At 45.5% G+C, this 14,671-nt stretch carries 17 protein-coding genes; 11 read left to right on the top strand and 6 right to left on the bottom strand.

All coding sequences use genetic code 11. From position 1 onward, the window contains the following. Positions 1 to 13: 13 nt before the first annotated feature. Positions 14 to 1,210, bottom strand: a complete 1,197-nt coding sequence (gene dapC, locus ACMXYR_RS13430; protein WP_415901979.1) for a succinyldiaminopimelate transaminase — start codon at positions 1,208 to 1,210, stop codon at positions 14 to 16. A gap of 229 nt (positions 1,211 to 1,439) precedes the next feature. Here dapC and ACMXYR_RS13425 point away from each other — a divergent pair, with 229 nt between their 5' ends. Continuing rightward, positions 1,440 to 1,787, top strand: a complete 348-nt coding sequence (locus ACMXYR_RS13425; protein WP_415901978.1) for a PilZ domain-containing protein — start codon at positions 1,440 to 1,442, stop codon at positions 1,785 to 1,787. Here the strand turns inward: ACMXYR_RS13425 and ACMXYR_RS13420 are convergent. Beyond that, entirely contained in the window at positions 1,780 to 4,953 is a 3,174-nt protein-coding gene (locus ACMXYR_RS13420; RefSeq protein ID WP_415901977.1) for an efflux RND transporter permease subunit, read from the bottom strand. The genes ACMXYR_RS13425 and ACMXYR_RS13420 overlap by 8 nt on opposite strands. Further along, the gene (locus tag ACMXYR_RS13415; RefSeq protein ID WP_415901976.1) at positions 4,946 to 6,244 is read right to left on the bottom strand and encodes an efflux RND transporter periplasmic adaptor subunit; all 1,299 of its coding nucleotides are present in this window, start codon (positions 6,242 to 6,244) and stop codon (positions 4,946 to 4,948) included. Before ACMXYR_RS13415 ends, ACMXYR_RS13420 begins: the two co-directional genes overlap by 8 nt. Before the next feature lie 140 nt (positions 6,245 to 6,384). Between ACMXYR_RS13415 and ACMXYR_RS13410 the strand changes: the two genes are divergently transcribed. Genes ACMXYR_RS13410 through ACMXYR_RS13400 form a run of 3 tightly spaced genes read left to right on the top strand, consistent with a single transcriptional unit; the run spans position 6,385 to position 8,914 of the window. Continuing rightward, positions 6,385 to 7,233, top strand: a complete 849-nt coding sequence (locus ACMXYR_RS13410) for an alpha/beta fold hydrolase (protein ID WP_415901975.1) — start codon at positions 6,385 to 6,387, stop codon at positions 7,231 to 7,233. Positions 7,234 to 7,250: 17 nt separating this feature from the next. Further along, a complete protein-coding gene (locus ACMXYR_RS13405; RefSeq protein WP_415885706.1) occupies positions 7,251 to 8,255 on the top strand; it encodes a hypothetical protein in 1,005 nt (334 codons plus the stop codon). A gap of 8 nt (positions 8,256 to 8,263) precedes the next feature. Continuing rightward, on the top strand, positions 8,264 to 8,914 hold the full coding sequence (locus ACMXYR_RS13400) for a DUF2959 domain-containing protein (RefSeq protein WP_415901974.1): 651 nt from the start codon (positions 8,264 to 8,266) through the stop codon (positions 8,912 to 8,914). Between the two features lie 21 nt (positions 8,915 to 8,935). On the opposite strand, the gene ACMXYR_RS13395 is transcribed toward ACMXYR_RS13400, so the two are convergent. Next, positions 8,936 to 9,622 (bottom strand): hypothetical protein, encoded by a 687-nt coding sequence (locus ACMXYR_RS13395; protein ID WP_415901973.1) that lies wholly within the window; start codon positions 9,620 to 9,622, stop codon positions 8,936 to 8,938. An 82-nt stretch (positions 9,623 to 9,704) separates the two neighbouring features. On the opposite strand from ACMXYR_RS13395, the gene ACMXYR_RS13390 reads away from it, so the two are divergent. The 5 genes from ACMXYR_RS13390 to ACMXYR_RS13370 all read left to right on the top strand — a co-directional run bounded on the left by ACMXYR_RS13390 (position 9,705) and on the right by ACMXYR_RS13370 (position 12,701). Then, a complete protein-coding gene (locus ACMXYR_RS13390) occupies positions 9,705 to 10,547 on the top strand; it encodes a fructosamine kinase family protein (protein ID WP_415901972.1) in 843 nt (280 codons plus the stop codon). Positions 10,548 to 10,630: 83 nt separating this feature from the next. Next, positions 10,631 to 11,278, top strand: a complete 648-nt coding sequence (gene pdxH, locus ACMXYR_RS13385; protein WP_415901971.1) for a pyridoxamine 5'-phosphate oxidase — start codon at positions 10,631 to 10,633, stop codon at positions 11,276 to 11,278. Continuing rightward, on the top strand, positions 11,275 to 11,952 hold the full coding sequence (locus ACMXYR_RS13380) for an alpha/beta hydrolase (protein ID WP_415901970.1): 678 nt from the start codon (positions 11,275 to 11,277) through the stop codon (positions 11,950 to 11,952). The genes pdxH and ACMXYR_RS13380 overlap by 4 nt, the downstream gene beginning before the upstream one ends. A 12-nt stretch (positions 11,953 to 11,964) precedes the next feature. Further along, complete coding sequence (locus ACMXYR_RS13375; protein ID WP_415899133.1) at positions 11,965 to 12,432, top strand: FKBP-type peptidyl-prolyl cis-trans isomerase; 468 nt, start codon at positions 11,965 to 11,967, stop codon at positions 12,430 to 12,432. Positions 12,433 to 12,512: 80 nt separating this feature from the next. Continuing rightward, a complete protein-coding gene (locus ACMXYR_RS13370) occupies positions 12,513 to 12,701 on the top strand; it encodes a YqaE/Pmp3 family membrane protein (RefSeq protein WP_415882327.1) in 189 nt (62 codons plus the stop codon). Positions 12,702 to 12,758: 57 nt separating this feature from the next. On the opposite strand, the gene ACMXYR_RS13365 is transcribed toward ACMXYR_RS13370, so the two are convergent. Both ACMXYR_RS13365 and ACMXYR_RS13360 read right to left on the bottom strand, forming a co-directional pair. Beyond that, on the bottom strand, positions 12,759 to 13,019 hold the full coding sequence (locus ACMXYR_RS13365) for a hypothetical protein (protein WP_415882326.1): 261 nt from the start codon (positions 13,017 to 13,019) through the stop codon (positions 12,759 to 12,761). A gap of 414 nt (positions 13,020 to 13,433) precedes the next feature. After that, entirely contained in the window at positions 13,434 to 13,613 is a 180-nt protein-coding gene (locus tag ACMXYR_RS13360; protein WP_415882325.1) for a hypothetical protein, read from the bottom strand. A 289-nt stretch (positions 13,614 to 13,902) separates the two neighbouring features. Here ACMXYR_RS13360 and ACMXYR_RS13355 point away from each other — a divergent pair, with 289 nt between their 5' ends. Then, entirely contained in the window at positions 13,903 to 14,034 is a 132-nt protein-coding gene (locus tag ACMXYR_RS13355) for a hypothetical protein (RefSeq protein WP_415882324.1), read from the top strand. A gap of 415 nt (positions 14,035 to 14,449) precedes the next feature. Next, the gene (locus tag ACMXYR_RS13350; RefSeq protein ID WP_415882323.1) at positions 14,450 to 14,644 is read left to right on the top strand and encodes a hypothetical protein; all 195 of its coding nucleotides are present in this window, start codon (positions 14,450 to 14,452) and stop codon (positions 14,642 to 14,644) included. The last annotated feature ends 27 nt before the right edge of the window (positions 14,645 to 14,671 follow it).

Genomic DNA, 14,671 nt, shown 5'->3' with positions numbered 1-14,671 from the left:
TTAATCTCCGGCCTTAAAGTGATTCAACGTATTCGCGGATACGATTTGCTGCTTCCACGCACTCTTCAACGGTTGCAACTAGTGCCATACGTACAAAACCCGCACCCGGAAGGGTGCCATCGGTTTCGCGAGATAGGTAGCTACCCGGAAGTACAGTTACGTTTTGTGAAGCGAACAAGCCTTGTGCGAACTTATCATCAGCAATCGGCGTTTTAACCCACAGGTAGAAGCTCGCATCTGGGCGCTGAACTTCCATTACAGGCTCTAGGATACGGATAACGCTGTCGAACTTGTGACGGTACTGATCACGGTTATCGAGTACGTGATCTTCATCGTTCCATGCTGCAATAGACGCTAGTTGATGCTGAATCGGCATAGAGCAGCCATGGTATGTACGGTATGACAGGAATGGTTTTAGCAATTTCGCATCACCTGCAACAAAGCCTGAGCGTAGACCCGGTAGGTTAGAGCGCTTAGACAGGCTATGCATAACGATACAGTTTTTGTAATCGTCACGGCCAAGCTCTGCGCATGCTTGTAGAAGACCTACTGGAGCGTTCTCTTCGTCTAGGTAGATCTCTGAGTAACACTCATCAGATGCCACGATGAAGTCGTATTTATCAGAAAGCGCGATTAGCTTCTTCAATGTTTCCAAATCAGTTACTGCACCTGTTGGGTTGCTTGGAGAGCATAGGAACAATAGCTGGCAGCGCTGCCATACATCTTCCGGTACAGCGTCGTAATCAGGGATAAAGCCGTTTTCTGGCAGGCAGTTTAGGTAATATGGCTCTGCGCCAGATAGGTACGCCGCACCTTCATAGATCTGATAAAACGGGTTTGGAGATACCACCAATGCGTCAGGCGCGCGGTTAACTGCTGCTTGTGTGAAAGCGAAGATCGCTTCACGTGTACCGTTAACAGGCAGAACGTGATCGTCAGCCGTTAGCGTGTTTTCGTTTAGGCTAAAGCGACGTGTGCACCAGTCGGCAATTGCTTGGCGTAGCTCTGGCAAACCTTTAGTTGTAGGGTAGTTTGCCAGCTTGCCCATGTTTTCAATTAGGCACTCCGCCACGAATGGAGGTGACGGGTGTTTAGGTTCGCCGATAGAAAGTGCGATGTGCTCTTTATCCGAAGGCGGTGTTACTTCCGCTTTCAGCGCAGTCAATTTTTCAAATGGGTATGGCTGTAACAGACTCAGATCGCGATTCATACGGGTCCTTTAAGTGCCCAAGCAGGGGCTCACTAATGAAAAGATGAAGCAAAATTAGGCGCAAAATTATACCTGAGAACAGCACTAGGATTAAGACCTAATTTTTCGCCTTAAAATATAACCTTTTGTAGATTTTAGGCGGTATTTCGCAGTTTATGGCTTTGAATAGGTGTGAATATATGATCAAACCGAACTATGCTGATGGATATCACAAAAAAGGTAGGGTTTTATGACTACCGAAAGACGAATATATCCGCGTATCAATACGGATATACCTGCAGAGCTTTCTACTCAGGATGGTGTTTCTATCGACGTCACTTTGATCAACATCAGTTTAGGTGGGATGTTGGTTGAGGGTGGGCCTGATATGAATCAGTTGAAGCCGCCTATTGTCGGTGCTCCCTTAGAGATATATGTCCATTTTGGTTTAAACAATCAGCCAGTACATTGCTTATGCCGAGTGGTGTACAACCAGCGCCAATCTCAACATTGTATGCGCTACGGCTTAGCCATCTTGAGTATTGATGACCAAGCCGCGGAAAGTTTGCAGAGCTTTATTAAATCCAAGCTTAACTAGTAACCTGAGGGCTAGTTTCTTCGGTAGGTTCTTCAGGTAAATCTAGACTTTTGAGACCGAAGAACTGACGGATATTTTCGATATAGGTCAGTGTTGCAGGCACGAATAGAAGAATCAGCAATGTGCCATAAGCCAAGCCAAAGACGATGGATACCGCCATAGGGATGAGGAACTGTGCTTGCAGGGAGGTCTCAAACAGAATCGGTGTGAGGCCTGCAATCGTTGTGAGCGAGGTTAACAGTACCGCGCGCAAACGTTGGCAGGCTGCTTCTTCTATTGCTTCTTCAATCGCCAGCCCCTGTTTTCTTAACTGCTTATAGAAAGTCACCAAAACGATTGAGTCATTGATGACGATGCCGGATAAGCCGAAGAAGCCGAATAGGGACAAAACGGTCAAACTTAAGCCCATAACGCCATGGCCTAAAATCGCGCCGGTCAGCCCTAGAGGGATTGCTAACATCACCGCGATTGGCCAGCTGTAAGACGCAAAAACCCAAGCCAGAATAATAAAGATCAGAACAAGGGCGATGAGAAGCCCGAGCTTCATATCATCCAGCGTTTCTCGTTGGCTCTTATTCTTACCTTCAAAGCTGGCTTCGATGCCGTATTGGCTTAACACGCTATCGAGTTTGCCCGCTTTTAGGTCTTCGATTATCTCGTCAGCATTGGCTGCGCTTTCATCCAGATCTGCTGTGACTTTGATGGAAAGTTTGCCATCCACGCGGGTTAAGGTATCTAAGCCTTGTTGCGCTCTAAACGTCACAATATTACTCAACGGCGTTGTGCCGCCGTTCGGTAGTACGATTGGAAGTTGTTCTATGCTGCTAAGGCGATCGCGTTCCTCTTTGGGCAGTTGGATACGGACCTCAATTTCATCCCGATTATCATAGAAGTTTTGCACTTCCATACCATCAAAGGCGGTACGTAGTTGTCGGCCGACGCTGTCTAATGTCATCCCTGCTGATTTCCCCGCAGGTGTTAGCGCGTAGATCAGCTGCGATTTACCGAAGGGGAGATCGTCATCAATATTGTTTAAGCCAACATAGCCTTTTAGCACCTCTTGAAGATCTAAAGAGGCTTGCTTAAGCACATGAATATCGGTGCCAGATAGCTTTATTTCGATCGGCTTTCCAGGCGGACCGCTGGTGCTGACATCAATAGAGAATTTCTCTACCCCAGCGGGTACTTGGATTCGGCTACGCCACTCTTTATTAAATTCAGTGGTGGAATATTTACGATAATCACCCGGATTAAACTCTACCAACAGCGATGCAAATTCATCACCGCGGCTACTGGATGAGGTGGTTCTTGAGAAAGAGGCATTACGTAAGCGCTGAAAAGCGACTTTAATGTTATCTCCGCCTAAAGCTTTATCGGCATCAGCTAAGGTCTCATCCAGATGCTGCACAAAGCGCTCAACTTCTGCAAAGTCAGTACCCGAAACAAACTGAATATTGGCGGTCATGACATCGCGTTCAACGGCCGGGAAGAAGGTGAATTTGATTCGCCCGCCAGAAACTAGGCCTATGGCGATGATAAAAACGGCAAAGGCGCTAGCAATGGTTGCTCCACGGTATTTAATTGCAAACTTAACTAGCTTACGGAAGTGGATCTCTTTAAAACGGTTGAAACCTTCATCTAAACGAATGCGTAACTTTGAAGGGTGGAGGTCTTCTGCTTTCTTGATGCTGTGATGAAGGTGTCCTGGCAAAATCAGGAAGCATTCAACGAGTGATGCCAGAATTACACAGATCACCACGGTTGGTATATCAATAAGAATGCTGCCGATATGCCCCCCAATCAGAAGTAGCGGCAAGAAGGCTGCAATGGTTGTCATCGACGAAGCCATAACCGGAGCCAACATGCGATGAGCACCGCCGATGGCGGCCTGTAATCCCGGCTCGCCACGTTGTACGTGGGTCAGCGTGTCTTCCCCGACCACAATGGCATCATCTACGATAATCCCTAACGCCATGATCAGGCCAAACAGGCTGATCATATTGATGGTGCCGCCAATACCATAAAGGATGGCGAGTGTGGCCATAAAGGAGACCGGGATACCGATGGTGACCCAAAACGCTACGCGGGCATTAAGGAATAGAAACAGAATTGCGATCACAAGGATCAAGCCACCTAAGCCGTTTTTAAGCAGTAGATTGATACGCTGTTGAACCGGTTGCCAGCGCTCATCATAGGTAACCATGGTGATGTTAGATGGCAGTGTCGGACGCGTTTCCTCTAACCATTTATTGAGAATATCCGCCGATTTCAACGTATCTTGATTTTCGGTTCGGCGCAGACGAATCATGACCGCAGGTTCGCCTTTGTATTTTAAAAGAACCTGATTGTCTTTAGTGCCTAGGGATACATCAGCGATATCTCCTAGTCTCACCAGACGGCCATTGCTATCGGTGATAATCGGTAGTTGGCGAAAGCCTTCAACATCTCTTTGCTGATTTAGACTGCGGATCTGACGTGAGCCATCCCCCTTGGCTGCGGTACCTGCAGGTAGATCTAAACTGCGCAGGCGGATGCTATTGGCTACCTGCATCATTGTCATATCCAACTCATTAAGTTGGGCAGCCGGTAGCTCTATTTGAATCTGCTTTTCCGGTAGGCCGGTAAAGTCGACTTTGTTGATTCCCCGGCTTAATAGCTCTTGCTCAAAACGCTGTGCAAAAGGACGAAGCTCTTCTATGGAACCATTTGAGGAGCTAAGGATAAGGCTGGCAATCTGCTCATAGCGCAGGATGCGTTGTACCAGTGGCTCGTTGATATCAGAAGGTAGCTCGCTACGGACGTTGTCTATCTTCTGTTTTACCTCATCTAAGAGGTAATCAACGTCACTGTCTTCATCCACCTCGATACGAATCGAGGCAGAGCCTTGGATGGCGGTCGAATATAAGGTCTCGATACCGGTGAGGGATTTTAGCGATTCCTCAACAGGCAGTACGATTGAACTCTCAATATCCTCAGCAGCCGCGCCACTCCAAGGTACGGAAACTGTGATGACATCGCGTTCGAACGATGGAAAGAACTGTGTGTTTAGTTTATTCAGACCCCAAATACCGGCTAAAATCATCAGCAGCATGAATAGATTGGCAGCAACGCGATGACTTGCGAAAACCGCAGTGAGGTTCTGCAGAGGGCCTTGGTAGTTATTCATCTTTCGCCCCGGTTGCAGCGACTACCTCGGGCGCGTTTACGTCTTTAACTCTAAGCCCAGAAATAGCGTTCGGTAGCTGAGTCGTAATGATCTGATCGCCACTCACTAACTGAGGGCTACGAATAAGTACAACAGGCTTGCCTTGTTGATCACTACTGTCACCGATACGTTCGACGTCTAGACCTTGCATACGACCATCTTTAAGCAGGTAGATACGGTTTAAACCATAAAGCGCCATAGGTGGAAGCGCGATTGTCTGTTCTACTGCAGGCAGCTCAACGGCGATCGCTAAGGAGCGGCCAGGTTCAGGCACATTTTGCTTATCGGTGATTTTGAAGAGGGCATCAACACCGGCACGGCCTCCATCAACTTCGGCTGCGATGCGATCAAGTTCCAGCTTTAGCGTCTGTCCATCCAACTGAGCTGTGGCTTGAATAGCTGAGTTTATTTCTCTATTACGAAGATTAGCTAATACTCTATTGGGGATTTGAGCACGTACTTCTAAACGATCGGTACTGTATAGATCTAGCAGTGGATCACCGGCACGAACACGATCCCCTGGAGCGACATGCAAGCCTGCAACACGGCCAATAAACGGCGCTTTAATGGCGGTGCGTTCTAGGTCTAATATGGACGCATCTAAGAGACTTGTAGCGCGTTTTAATTGTGACTCCAGCTGAGCTAAACGGTTGGGGTGATCAGCAATAGCTTGTTCCCGCTGAGTGACCGCTAGGGTCTGCTGATGATAAGCACTGCGTGCACTATCGAGCTGATCCTGACTGCTGACTTTGCGCTTGATCAGGTTTTGGTAGCGGGTAACTGCTTTAAGGCTTAACTGCTGCAGTTTTTGCTCAATCGCTAATGATTTCTGATCAGTTTGATAACGTATTTTTTCGGCATCAATCTGTGCTTTAAAACTATCGACATCAGCTTGGCGCTGCGCGACTAACAGTTGAGCATCACTGCTGTCGAGCTTAATGAGTGCTTCATCCAAGGCGATGTTTTTACCTTCATCGGTATCCACCGCCTCGACAAAAGCTGTGACAGCCGCGGTAATATGGGTCATGCGTGGTGATTCGACTTTGCCGTATAGAACAAGGTTAGGCTGGTGGATATTGGGTTCTGCTGAGATGGTTTTAACGCTCCAGACCTTTTCTTTGATTTCTCTAGAAGGCGCTTGTGGCTTTGTCATAACCAGCAGGAAAAAGATACCGATGGCAAATACTAAGATTAATAAAGGAATTAGTATTTTTAACCATACAGGTCCGTTGGAAGAGGTCGTGCTGCTCATATTGTTTCCATTGCTCAAGTGGAAATGTGACTTAGGAACATAGTAGCTGAATATGATCTACAGGTTCAGCAATTGTTGCGTTTCTTTACAATTTTAGTGTGCATGCTAACTTATTGAAATTGCTTAAATCAGGAGGCCCTATGCATACGGATAGCATACGTTGTTTAAACCCTGTTGGATTTCATCAGATGGTGTATCACGAATGGGGAAGCGCCGAGAACGATCGAGTGATCGTCTGTGTGCATGGTTTAGCACGTAATAGCCGCGACTTTGATGAGCTAGCCTTGGCTTTGTCTCGCGATTATCGTGTTATCTGTCCTGATATTGTTGGGCGTGGTGAGAGCGATTGGCTGCCTGCTGGACAGGTGTATGGAATACCTCAGTATCTTAATGATATTACAGCGCTTTTAGCGCGTTTAAATGTAGATAAGGTGGACTGGGTTGGTACCTCCATGGGTGGGATTATCGGCATGTGCTTAGCTGCTCTGCCTAACTCGCCAATCAAACATCTAGTGCTCAATGATATAGGGGCGTTTGTGCCTGCAAGCTCCCTTAAGCGCATCTCAGAGTATCTTGGTGATAAGCAGTTCCAGTCTCTTTCTGAGGTTGAGGCCTATATGCGCGATACCTATGAATCCTTTAAGCATCTGTCGGACCGACAGTGGCACCACCTTGCTAAGCATGGTTCACGCTTAGATGAAAATGAGGTTCACCATCTTCATTATGACCCCGCTATTGCACAAGCTACCGCGGATGCTTCATCAGAGGATGTTGACCTTTGGCCGGTATGGTCGGCGATTAATATCCCGCAGTTACTGATTTGGGGTGAAGAATCGGATGTCTTGCAGGAAGAAACCGTGCGTAAGATGCAGGCAAACGATAAACTAGAGCTAATCTCCATTCCGGGTATCCCTCATGTGCCATCCTTGATGGAATCAGAGCAGATTCATCAAGTACAAAACTGGTTACGTGAGCACCGTAAAGATTAATCGTAGAGGAACTATCTATGGGCGTAATAACTCGCTGGCCCCAAGATCAGTTGTGTTTGAGTTACCGTGAGCGTGAGGATGCAGTTGCTGCGGTAGAGAAGGCTTTTGCTTCGACATTGGAATCGTTAAAAGTAGATATCGGTCTGGTGGACATGTTTGAGGCGATCTATGTGCCTCTAGGTGCGTGGATTACTTGTCGTAAACGACAAAAAGATGGCCCTTTAGTTATTGGTATCAATGGTGCTCAAGGTGCTGGTAAATCCACACTATTCAATTTGTTAGAAGTCATTCTGACTGAAGGGTTCGGTTTGAAGGTCGTTGGTTTTTCTATCGACGATCTCTACAAAACCTACAATGAGCGTGTTGAACTTTCTGAAACAATCCATCCTCTGCTTCGTACCCGAGGCGTGCCTGGCACGCATGATGTAGATCTAGGTATTGAGATCCTAAACTCTCTGAAGAACAGTACCGATGAGAGTGTTACTAAAATCCCTGTGTTCGATAAATCGACCGATGATCGCTGTCAGGCGTCGGTATGGCAGGAGTGGGTTGGACCAGCAGATGTCATAGTGCTAGAAGGTTGGTGTGTAGGTGCCGACCCGCAAAAGCCAGACGAGCTGGTGGAGGCGATCAATGAATTAGAGCAGGAGAAGGACCCTAACGGAGAGTGGCGTGATTACGTGAATACTCAGTTGGGCGGCCCTTATCAGGCTTTGTACTCCATGCTTGATGTCTTGGTAATGTTGAAAGTACCAAGTATGGATGCAGTATTTGAGTGGCGTTCTCTGCAAGAGAAAAAACTCGCCGAACGAGTGAAATACATCTACGACACGCAGCAGCCAACAGAACATCTGCGCATCATGGATGAAGAGCAGATCAAAAGTTTTATACAGCATTACGAGCGACTGACCCGGCATATGTTAGAAGAGATGCCGCAAAGGGCAGATGTCACTCTATGCCTTAATAATAATCATAAGATCGCTGAGATTATGATTAATAACCCTCTACAGAGTTGTGGTTAAGGACAGAAATGATTTCCAAAGTTAAGTTAGGCCTCTTATCTATTCTGATGGTTGCTTTAGTTGGCTGTCAGAGTGCGTATTACTCTGCGATGGAGCAGGTAGGTATCCATAAGCGCGATATATTGGTCGATCGAGTGGAAGACGCGCGAGAGTCCCAAGAAGATGCGCAAGAGCAGTTCAAAGACGCTTTAGAACAGTTTCGTTCTGTCGTGAGCTTTAATGGCGGTGAGCTGGATGCAGTCTATAACCGCCTACAAGGTGAGTACGACGACAGCGTTGCAGCGGCAGAGGATGTTACGGCACGTATCAAGAAAGTAGAACAGGTGTCTGAAGATCTATTTGAAGAGTGGGAGGAGGAGCTGACCAAGTACTCTAACCGTAAATTGAGAGATCAAAGTGCGGCTAAACTGCGCAGCACGAAAGTCCGTTACGCTGAGTTACTTCGCTCCCTTAAGCGTGCAGAAAAGCGTATGCCGCCGGTGCTAAGCGCGCTACAGGACAATGTGCTATTCCTAAAGCATAACCTTAATGCCCAAGCGATAGGATCCCTTAAAGCCGAGTATCGCGGTATCAAGAGCAATATTGATCTGTTAGTTAGAGATATGGAAAAAGCGATCGCAGATTCGGATCGCTTTATCAAACAGCTAGAGCAAGGCTAATTTTCTTTACCTAGTATCAGACTAGATTGGGAAGAACGTCATCGAAGCCGCACCATGAACTACACGGTTTATGGTGCGGTTTGTTTTATCTGCAATAACATCCGCCATCAAATCCTGAGTGCCAATCAACTTGCCTAAGATACGTTCGTAGCTGTAGTTAGTAATCCCTTCTTCTGAAATACCATTACTTAGAATGTACAAGTTTCCTTGAGGATCTTTGCGGTTATTCAGGTGCCAAGCCACGGATTCTAAGTTACGAGCAGAGTTGTAGAGCTTCTGTTGATCTAATTCATCCAGAATGAAGATCTCTTTCTTGCCGTTATAGGCTTTGTCTAGCATGCCTGTAACACCCGCCATCAGGGCAAATACACGATCACCTTGATAGTTATCAGAAAACGCTAAAGGCACAGCGTCAGCACCATCTTTCTGGCCAAGCTCTGGGAATCCATCGGCTAAACGAGTGATCGGAAATAGCTGTTCCAAACGTTTCTCAATCGTCATGCCTGGGACTTTTTGAAGTTCTTTAGGGTTGCGTTTATAGAGCTTAATGGTCAGATCACGGCTGAGTTTGCGTAGGGTTTTGAGATTGATATCCGCGACCATATCGATATCGGATTTAGCTAGATTTTTAACGTCAAACGGTTTGGCATTTTTATCCATACAACCAGCGGTAAAGATAAGTACCATAGAGAGTAGCAACAGACGCATAGGATCCCTTATTGATGCGTAGTAAAGTTCCTAAAACTATAAAGGTATAGGGATAGCTGATTCAAGAGGAGGCTGAGCGACAGTGAAAAGTTTACAAAGCTGGGTTGAGCAGCAAGGGCTGAGCATCGATTCTGAAGAGAGCCTCTCCGGTGGCTGTATTGCTGCGGCTAAACGCGTGCTGCTGAGTGATGGTCAGCAGTTGTTCGTAAAGTCTGTTAGTCACGCAAACGAAAGAATGTTCAAGGCTGAAGCAGCGGGGCTACAGGCTTTATCAGCTTGTGCAGAGCTATCTACACCCAAGGTTATTCAGTTTGATCGGGATGGATTGATCTTAGAGTTTATTGAGCAATCTCCCAAGGATGCAGACTTTGATCAAGTCCTGGGGCGGCAGTTGGCTCACTTGCATCAGATGCCTGTTCCTTCCTTTGGTTTCACAGAAAACACCTTTTGTGGTCCTACCGAACAGCCTAATTCGCAGCTCATAGATGGCTTTGAGTTTTATGCTGAACACCGTTTCGGATATTTGGCTCGTCTCTGCTATGACCGTGGGTTGATTGATAAAGAGATCAACAAAGGCATTGAATCGATCAATAAACGCTTAAAACAATTAGTGCCAGAGCAGAATCCCGCTTTATTGCATGGCGATCTATGGGCGGGGAATGTGATTGCCAATAGTCAGGGGAAACCGGTGTTAATAGATCCTGCTGTCTATTGGGGGTGGACTGAGGCGGACCTTGCGATGACAGATCTCTTTGGCGGCTTTAGTTCGGATTTGTATAGCGCCTATCGGGAAGTGGCACCGCTTTATTCTGGGTGGAAAGAGAGATTTCCTTTGTACAACTTATGGCATTTGTTAAACCATCTACTGTTGTTTGGAGGAAGCTATAGAGCTGATGTGATGGGTGTTGTAGCAAAATTTAGGTAGTAGACTAAACATATTTTTGCAGCCTTGATTAATGCTATAGTTGCAGCACATTTCTTGATTAACCTTTCTTGCAAGAGACTTGTATGACGAATAAAGGCGACCTAACGGCGGAACGCCGTGAATATCTGGCGCAGCCTCTGCGACGTGGCGATCTGATCAAAGATCCTGTCGCACAGTTTGCCAAGTGGATGGATGATGCACTGGAGGTATCTCCAGATGATGCAACGTCGATGACATTGGCCACAGCTTCTAAAGATGGGATGCCTGCTGCAAGGATCGTATTGTTGAAGCATTTCGATGAGCAGGGCTTTGCTTGGTATACCGATTACCGTAGTCAGAAAGGGGATGACCTGTCTGCAAACCCTCAAGCCGAAATTATGTTTTATTGGTATGGCTTAGAGCGTCAGGTGCGTATTCGTGGTCAGGTAGAAAAATTGAGCCTTGAACAGGGTAAGCAGTATTTCAACGCGCGTCCGCTAGGCAGCCGTTTGAGTGCAGCTGCGTCTTGCCAAAGTCACCCTGTAGAAAGCCGTGAAGCTTTGGAACAAGCGGTACAGAACCTTGCTGATCGATACCCAGAAGGCGATATTCCTCATCCACCAGAATGGGGTGGTTATATTCTCAGACCTACACGTTTTGAGTTTTGGCAGGGCCGAGAGAGCCGTTTACATGATCGCTTCCAGTTCAATTTAGTTGATCAAGAGTGGCAGATTGAGAGGTTGCAGCCATGAGCCAAGAAACAGAGCAAACCTTAGTTAGCGTAGAGCCTCAAGGCGAAGCTACAGCCTGTGTTATCTGGTTGCATGGCCTAGGTGCTGATGGCTTTGATTTTCAGCCTATTGTTCCTTACCTACGTATTCCAGAGAACCTAAATGTTAGGTTTCTTTTCCCTCATGCTGAGATCATGCCTGTTACCGTCAATGGTGGCATGGAGATGCGTGCTTGGTATGACATTTTAGAGATGAATATTGACCGTAAGGTTGATAAAGCTTCACTGATGAAATCCAGTCAGCGTATTGCTAACTTGGTGAATGAGCAGATTGCTCAGGGTATTCCAGCGGATAAAATCTTGTTGGTTGGCTTCTCTCAAGGCGGTGCCGTTGCTTACCAGACAGCGCTAACTTTCGCTGAACCTTTGGCGGGGCTGGTTGCTTTGTCTACTTACATGGCAACAGAAGAGGAGATCGAAGCGTCTCGCACTGATGCCAATAAGGCACTGCCTATCTGGGTGGCTCATGGTACGGAGGATCAGGTTGTACCTGTTCAGTTAGGTGAGCAAGCTTATGCCAACCTAGAAAATATGAATTATCAGCCGAGTTGGAATGCGTATCCAATCGGCCATGAAGTCGCGATTGAAGAGATAGAAGCTTTAGGCCGCTGGATGTCGCAAAGACTAGCGGTTTAATCGGAGATAAAAATGAAAGTAGAAAACAACAAGGTAGTGTCTTTTCACTACGCGTTAAAAAACAATGCTGGTGATGTGTTGGATGACTCTCGTGATAGAGAGGCCCTTCCGTATCTACATGGCCATAAAAACATTGTGCCTGGCCTAGAAGCGGCGTTAGAAGGTCGTGAAGTTGGGGATAAGTTTGAAATTACCCTATCACCTGAGCAGGGCTATGGTCAGCGTGATGAAGCTAAGGTGCAGCTAATTAGTCGTGAATCCTTTGCTGGCTTTGATCAGTTGGAAGTCGGCATGGTGTGCCAGATGGAAGATGATAAAGGTGAATTGCAGCTAGTAGGCATCACCAAGATTGATGCTGATGAAGTGACAGTGGATGCGAACCATCCTTTTGCTGGGCTTGAATTGAACTATGCTGTTGAAGTAATCGAAGTGCGGGAGCCGACAGAAGACGAGCTATCTGCCGGCCGTGTAGAGCTTTAAGGGTCAGCTTCGATTAAGGCATAACTCATTATGCTTAATGGTTTGCTGTACTCCACTCCCGCATTCTAAGGAGATAAAAGATGCGTTTGTTACTTGCTTTGTTAATTCCTTGGCTACAGTTTTTTACGATCGGTCGCCCGATAGCTGGAATTGTCTGCCTTATTTTACAGATTACCTTAGTGGGCTGGATACCAGCAGCAATCTGGTCTGTGTATGCATTGAGCCAATATCAGACCGACAAAAAGATTAAAGATGCATTAGATAAATAACGTTTAATGCATTCACAGTAAAAGCCGTTTCAGTTTGAAGCGGTTTTTTTATGCCTGTTACTTAACCTTTTCCTGCCACTCAAGATCACCGATCTGAACTTTTAACCATTCAAACCCAATCCGCTTTGCTACCGCAGCAGCGCCATCAAGACTCTTAAACTCACGTTCTGATTTAGATCGTTGCAGATCTAGCGTGATGATTTCGTCCTGTTTGGTCACAAATTTTAAAGTCCATCCGCGCGCCATAGAGATAGGAATCGCTTGGCAAGAATCAAATACGCCCGCTTTAAAAAGTAACTTCACTTCCTTTTCTTGCATCTTCATTTCCTCGTTAATGAAATTTCTTTTATCTATATTGATAAGTCTATATTAAATAAGGATTTATCGCAAATAAATTACGGTGTTTTTGTTCGTGTAACTCATTGAAAATTAAAGAAAAAATAAATAATTTAAAATTGTTTTTCTGGATAGAAACTAGGCTTGTAAGTTATTGATTTATAAGGAATAAAAAATTAAGTGGAATATGAGAGTTTTTACAGAAAATCGAGATTTTACTGATCTAAATTAATACTCGAATGGTCAAAAGTTAATATTGATTGGTTGTTTTGAGTTTTATGACGAAATGATTATGTCTTTGATGTTTAACTTGTTGTTTTTAAAAGGGTAAGGCTTAAGAAGGGCAAAAAAAGGGCAGGTACGGTGACCTGCCTTATTTTTGGAGCGGACAGAGGGTTATGGCTTTCTTATTTGAGCTTCTACTAAGTCTAGAACTGCATTCATATTAGCGACGGCTTCATCGCTGGCTAAGGTTAGTGGGGCAAGTTTAAATGTATCCAGAAAATCGATCATAAAAGGTTCTGAATTCATTTTTTTGAGTTGCTCGGCGGTCCAGGCAACTGTTTTATAAGGCATGACGCTTACCTCCTGAACAGTTATCGGTGACTCAAGCTTATGAGTCTTGGCGGAGCCTTATGCATTTTTATTATTCCGGCACTACCGGAGCTCCCTTAATGCTGGGGCTCGCCATTTAAGTTATGGTTCAGTTCTTAGGCTTTTTCAAATGGAATCGTTACAAACGTAAAATTTTTCATATTCGCTAATGATCATTTCTTGAGCTAAATCAATAACCCCTAATCTCTAAAGGGTTAATCTAGTCACAAGTAAATACGAGCAATACGAAAAATTTTGTGAGGGTGTCGTAATGGTTGATGTATATAGCATGGAAGTTCTGGTTCCTAGTCTGGCAATGATTGTTGGTATGACTGTCGCAATGGTTTGGGGATGTTTCAAAGTTCGCGACCTGATTAACGAAGACCAGAAAAAAGAAAGTTAAGTTTGCTGCTGAGGTTGTTTGTCACCTTCCTCAAAGTTGTCAGCTTTTATCTTGCTAAAAAAGATCACATAGGTGGTCTTTTTTATTGCCTGAAATAAATTCAGTTTGTTTCATTTTTGTCCGACCTCTCGGTATTACACCTTCGGCTAAACCCTGTTTAATGTCTGGTTATTTTGTGTACACTCTAACTTTACGTTATATGCGCAAAATATTTATAAGAAGTTAGAGAGATAAAAAACAATAAACAAGAGAAAGGAGCTTCGGCAGTACTCAGGTTTATTTACTTGAGTTAGCTTCGTCAATTCTCTGGGGCGATCCAAATAAAACTGCTTATGACGATTGATTAAATGGATATTGTCATTGTGGTTAGAAGAAGATGGATTCTGCCTTGATAAGAATAAAAAGGAGATGGATCGTGAATGAGAATAGAGAACCTGGGTTTTATAAAGTTCGTTATGGCAAACGTTGGATCGCTGCGTTTTGGTGTGGTGAACTTTGGGGCTTGCCTGATGAAATGAAACCAGGCGAAGAAGGTTGGGAAGCGGTTCTTGACGCAGAACCTGATGAAATAGGTGAATATATACCTATGCCCATGAGCCTTCAGGCCTAATCTAGCTCTGGGAATAACAAATGATAG

This window comes from Neptuniibacter sp. QD29_5, from assembly GCF_047778125.1.
Taxonomy (GTDB): Bacteria; Pseudomonadota; Gammaproteobacteria; order Pseudomonadales; family Balneatricaceae; genus Neptuniibacter.
Note: the sequence above shows the minus strand (reverse complement) of the source record. Positions and strands in the feature narration are given on the sequence as shown.

Coding starts and splice junctions, on each gene's coding strand:
- ACMXYR_RS13365 (WP_415882326.1), bottom strand. CDS start 13,019: ATGCAAGAAAAGGAAGTGAAGTTACTTTTTAAAGCGGGCGTATTTGAT.
- ACMXYR_RS13400 (WP_415901974.1), top strand. CDS start 8,264: ATGATTTCCAAAGTTAAGTTAGGCCTCTTATCTATTCTGATGGTTGCT.
- ACMXYR_RS13380 (WP_415901970.1), top strand. CDS start 11,275: ATGAGCCAAGAAACAGAGCAAACCTTAGTTAGCGTAGAGCCTCAAGGC.
- ACMXYR_RS13370 (WP_415882327.1), top strand. CDS start 12,513: ATGCGTTTGTTACTTGCTTTGTTAATTCCTTGGCTACAGTTTTTTACG.
- dapC (WP_415901979.1), bottom strand. CDS start 1,210: ATGAATCGCGATCTGAGTCTGTTACAGCCATACCCATTTGAAAAATTG.
- ACMXYR_RS13405 (WP_415885706.1), top strand. CDS start 7,251: ATGGGCGTAATAACTCGCTGGCCCCAAGATCAGTTGTGTTTGAGTTAC.
- ACMXYR_RS13360 (WP_415882325.1), bottom strand. CDS start 13,613: ATGCCTTATAAAACAGTTGCCTGGACCGCCGAGCAACTCAAAAAAATG.
- ACMXYR_RS13355 (WP_415882324.1), top strand. CDS start 13,903: ATGGTTGATGTATATAGCATGGAAGTTCTGGTTCCTAGTCTGGCAATG.
- pdxH (WP_415901971.1), top strand. CDS start 10,631: ATGACGAATAAAGGCGACCTAACGGCGGAACGCCGTGAATATCTGGCG.
- ACMXYR_RS13410 (WP_415901975.1), top strand. CDS start 6,385: ATGCATACGGATAGCATACGTTGTTTAAACCCTGTTGGATTTCATCAG.
- ACMXYR_RS13375 (WP_415899133.1), top strand. CDS start 11,965: ATGAAAGTAGAAAACAACAAGGTAGTGTCTTTTCACTACGCGTTAAAA.
- ACMXYR_RS13395 (WP_415901973.1), bottom strand. CDS start 9,622: ATGCGTCTGTTGCTACTCTCTATGGTACTTATCTTTACCGCTGGTTGT.
- ACMXYR_RS13420 (WP_415901977.1), bottom strand. CDS start 4,953: ATGAATAACTACCAAGGCCCTCTGCAGAACCTCACTGCGGTTTTCGCA.
- ACMXYR_RS13425 (WP_415901978.1), top strand. CDS start 1,440: ATGACTACCGAAAGACGAATATATCCGCGTATCAATACGGATATACCT.
- ACMXYR_RS13415 (WP_415901976.1), bottom strand. CDS start 6,244: ATGAGCAGCACGACCTCTTCCAACGGACCTGTATGGTTAAAAATACTA.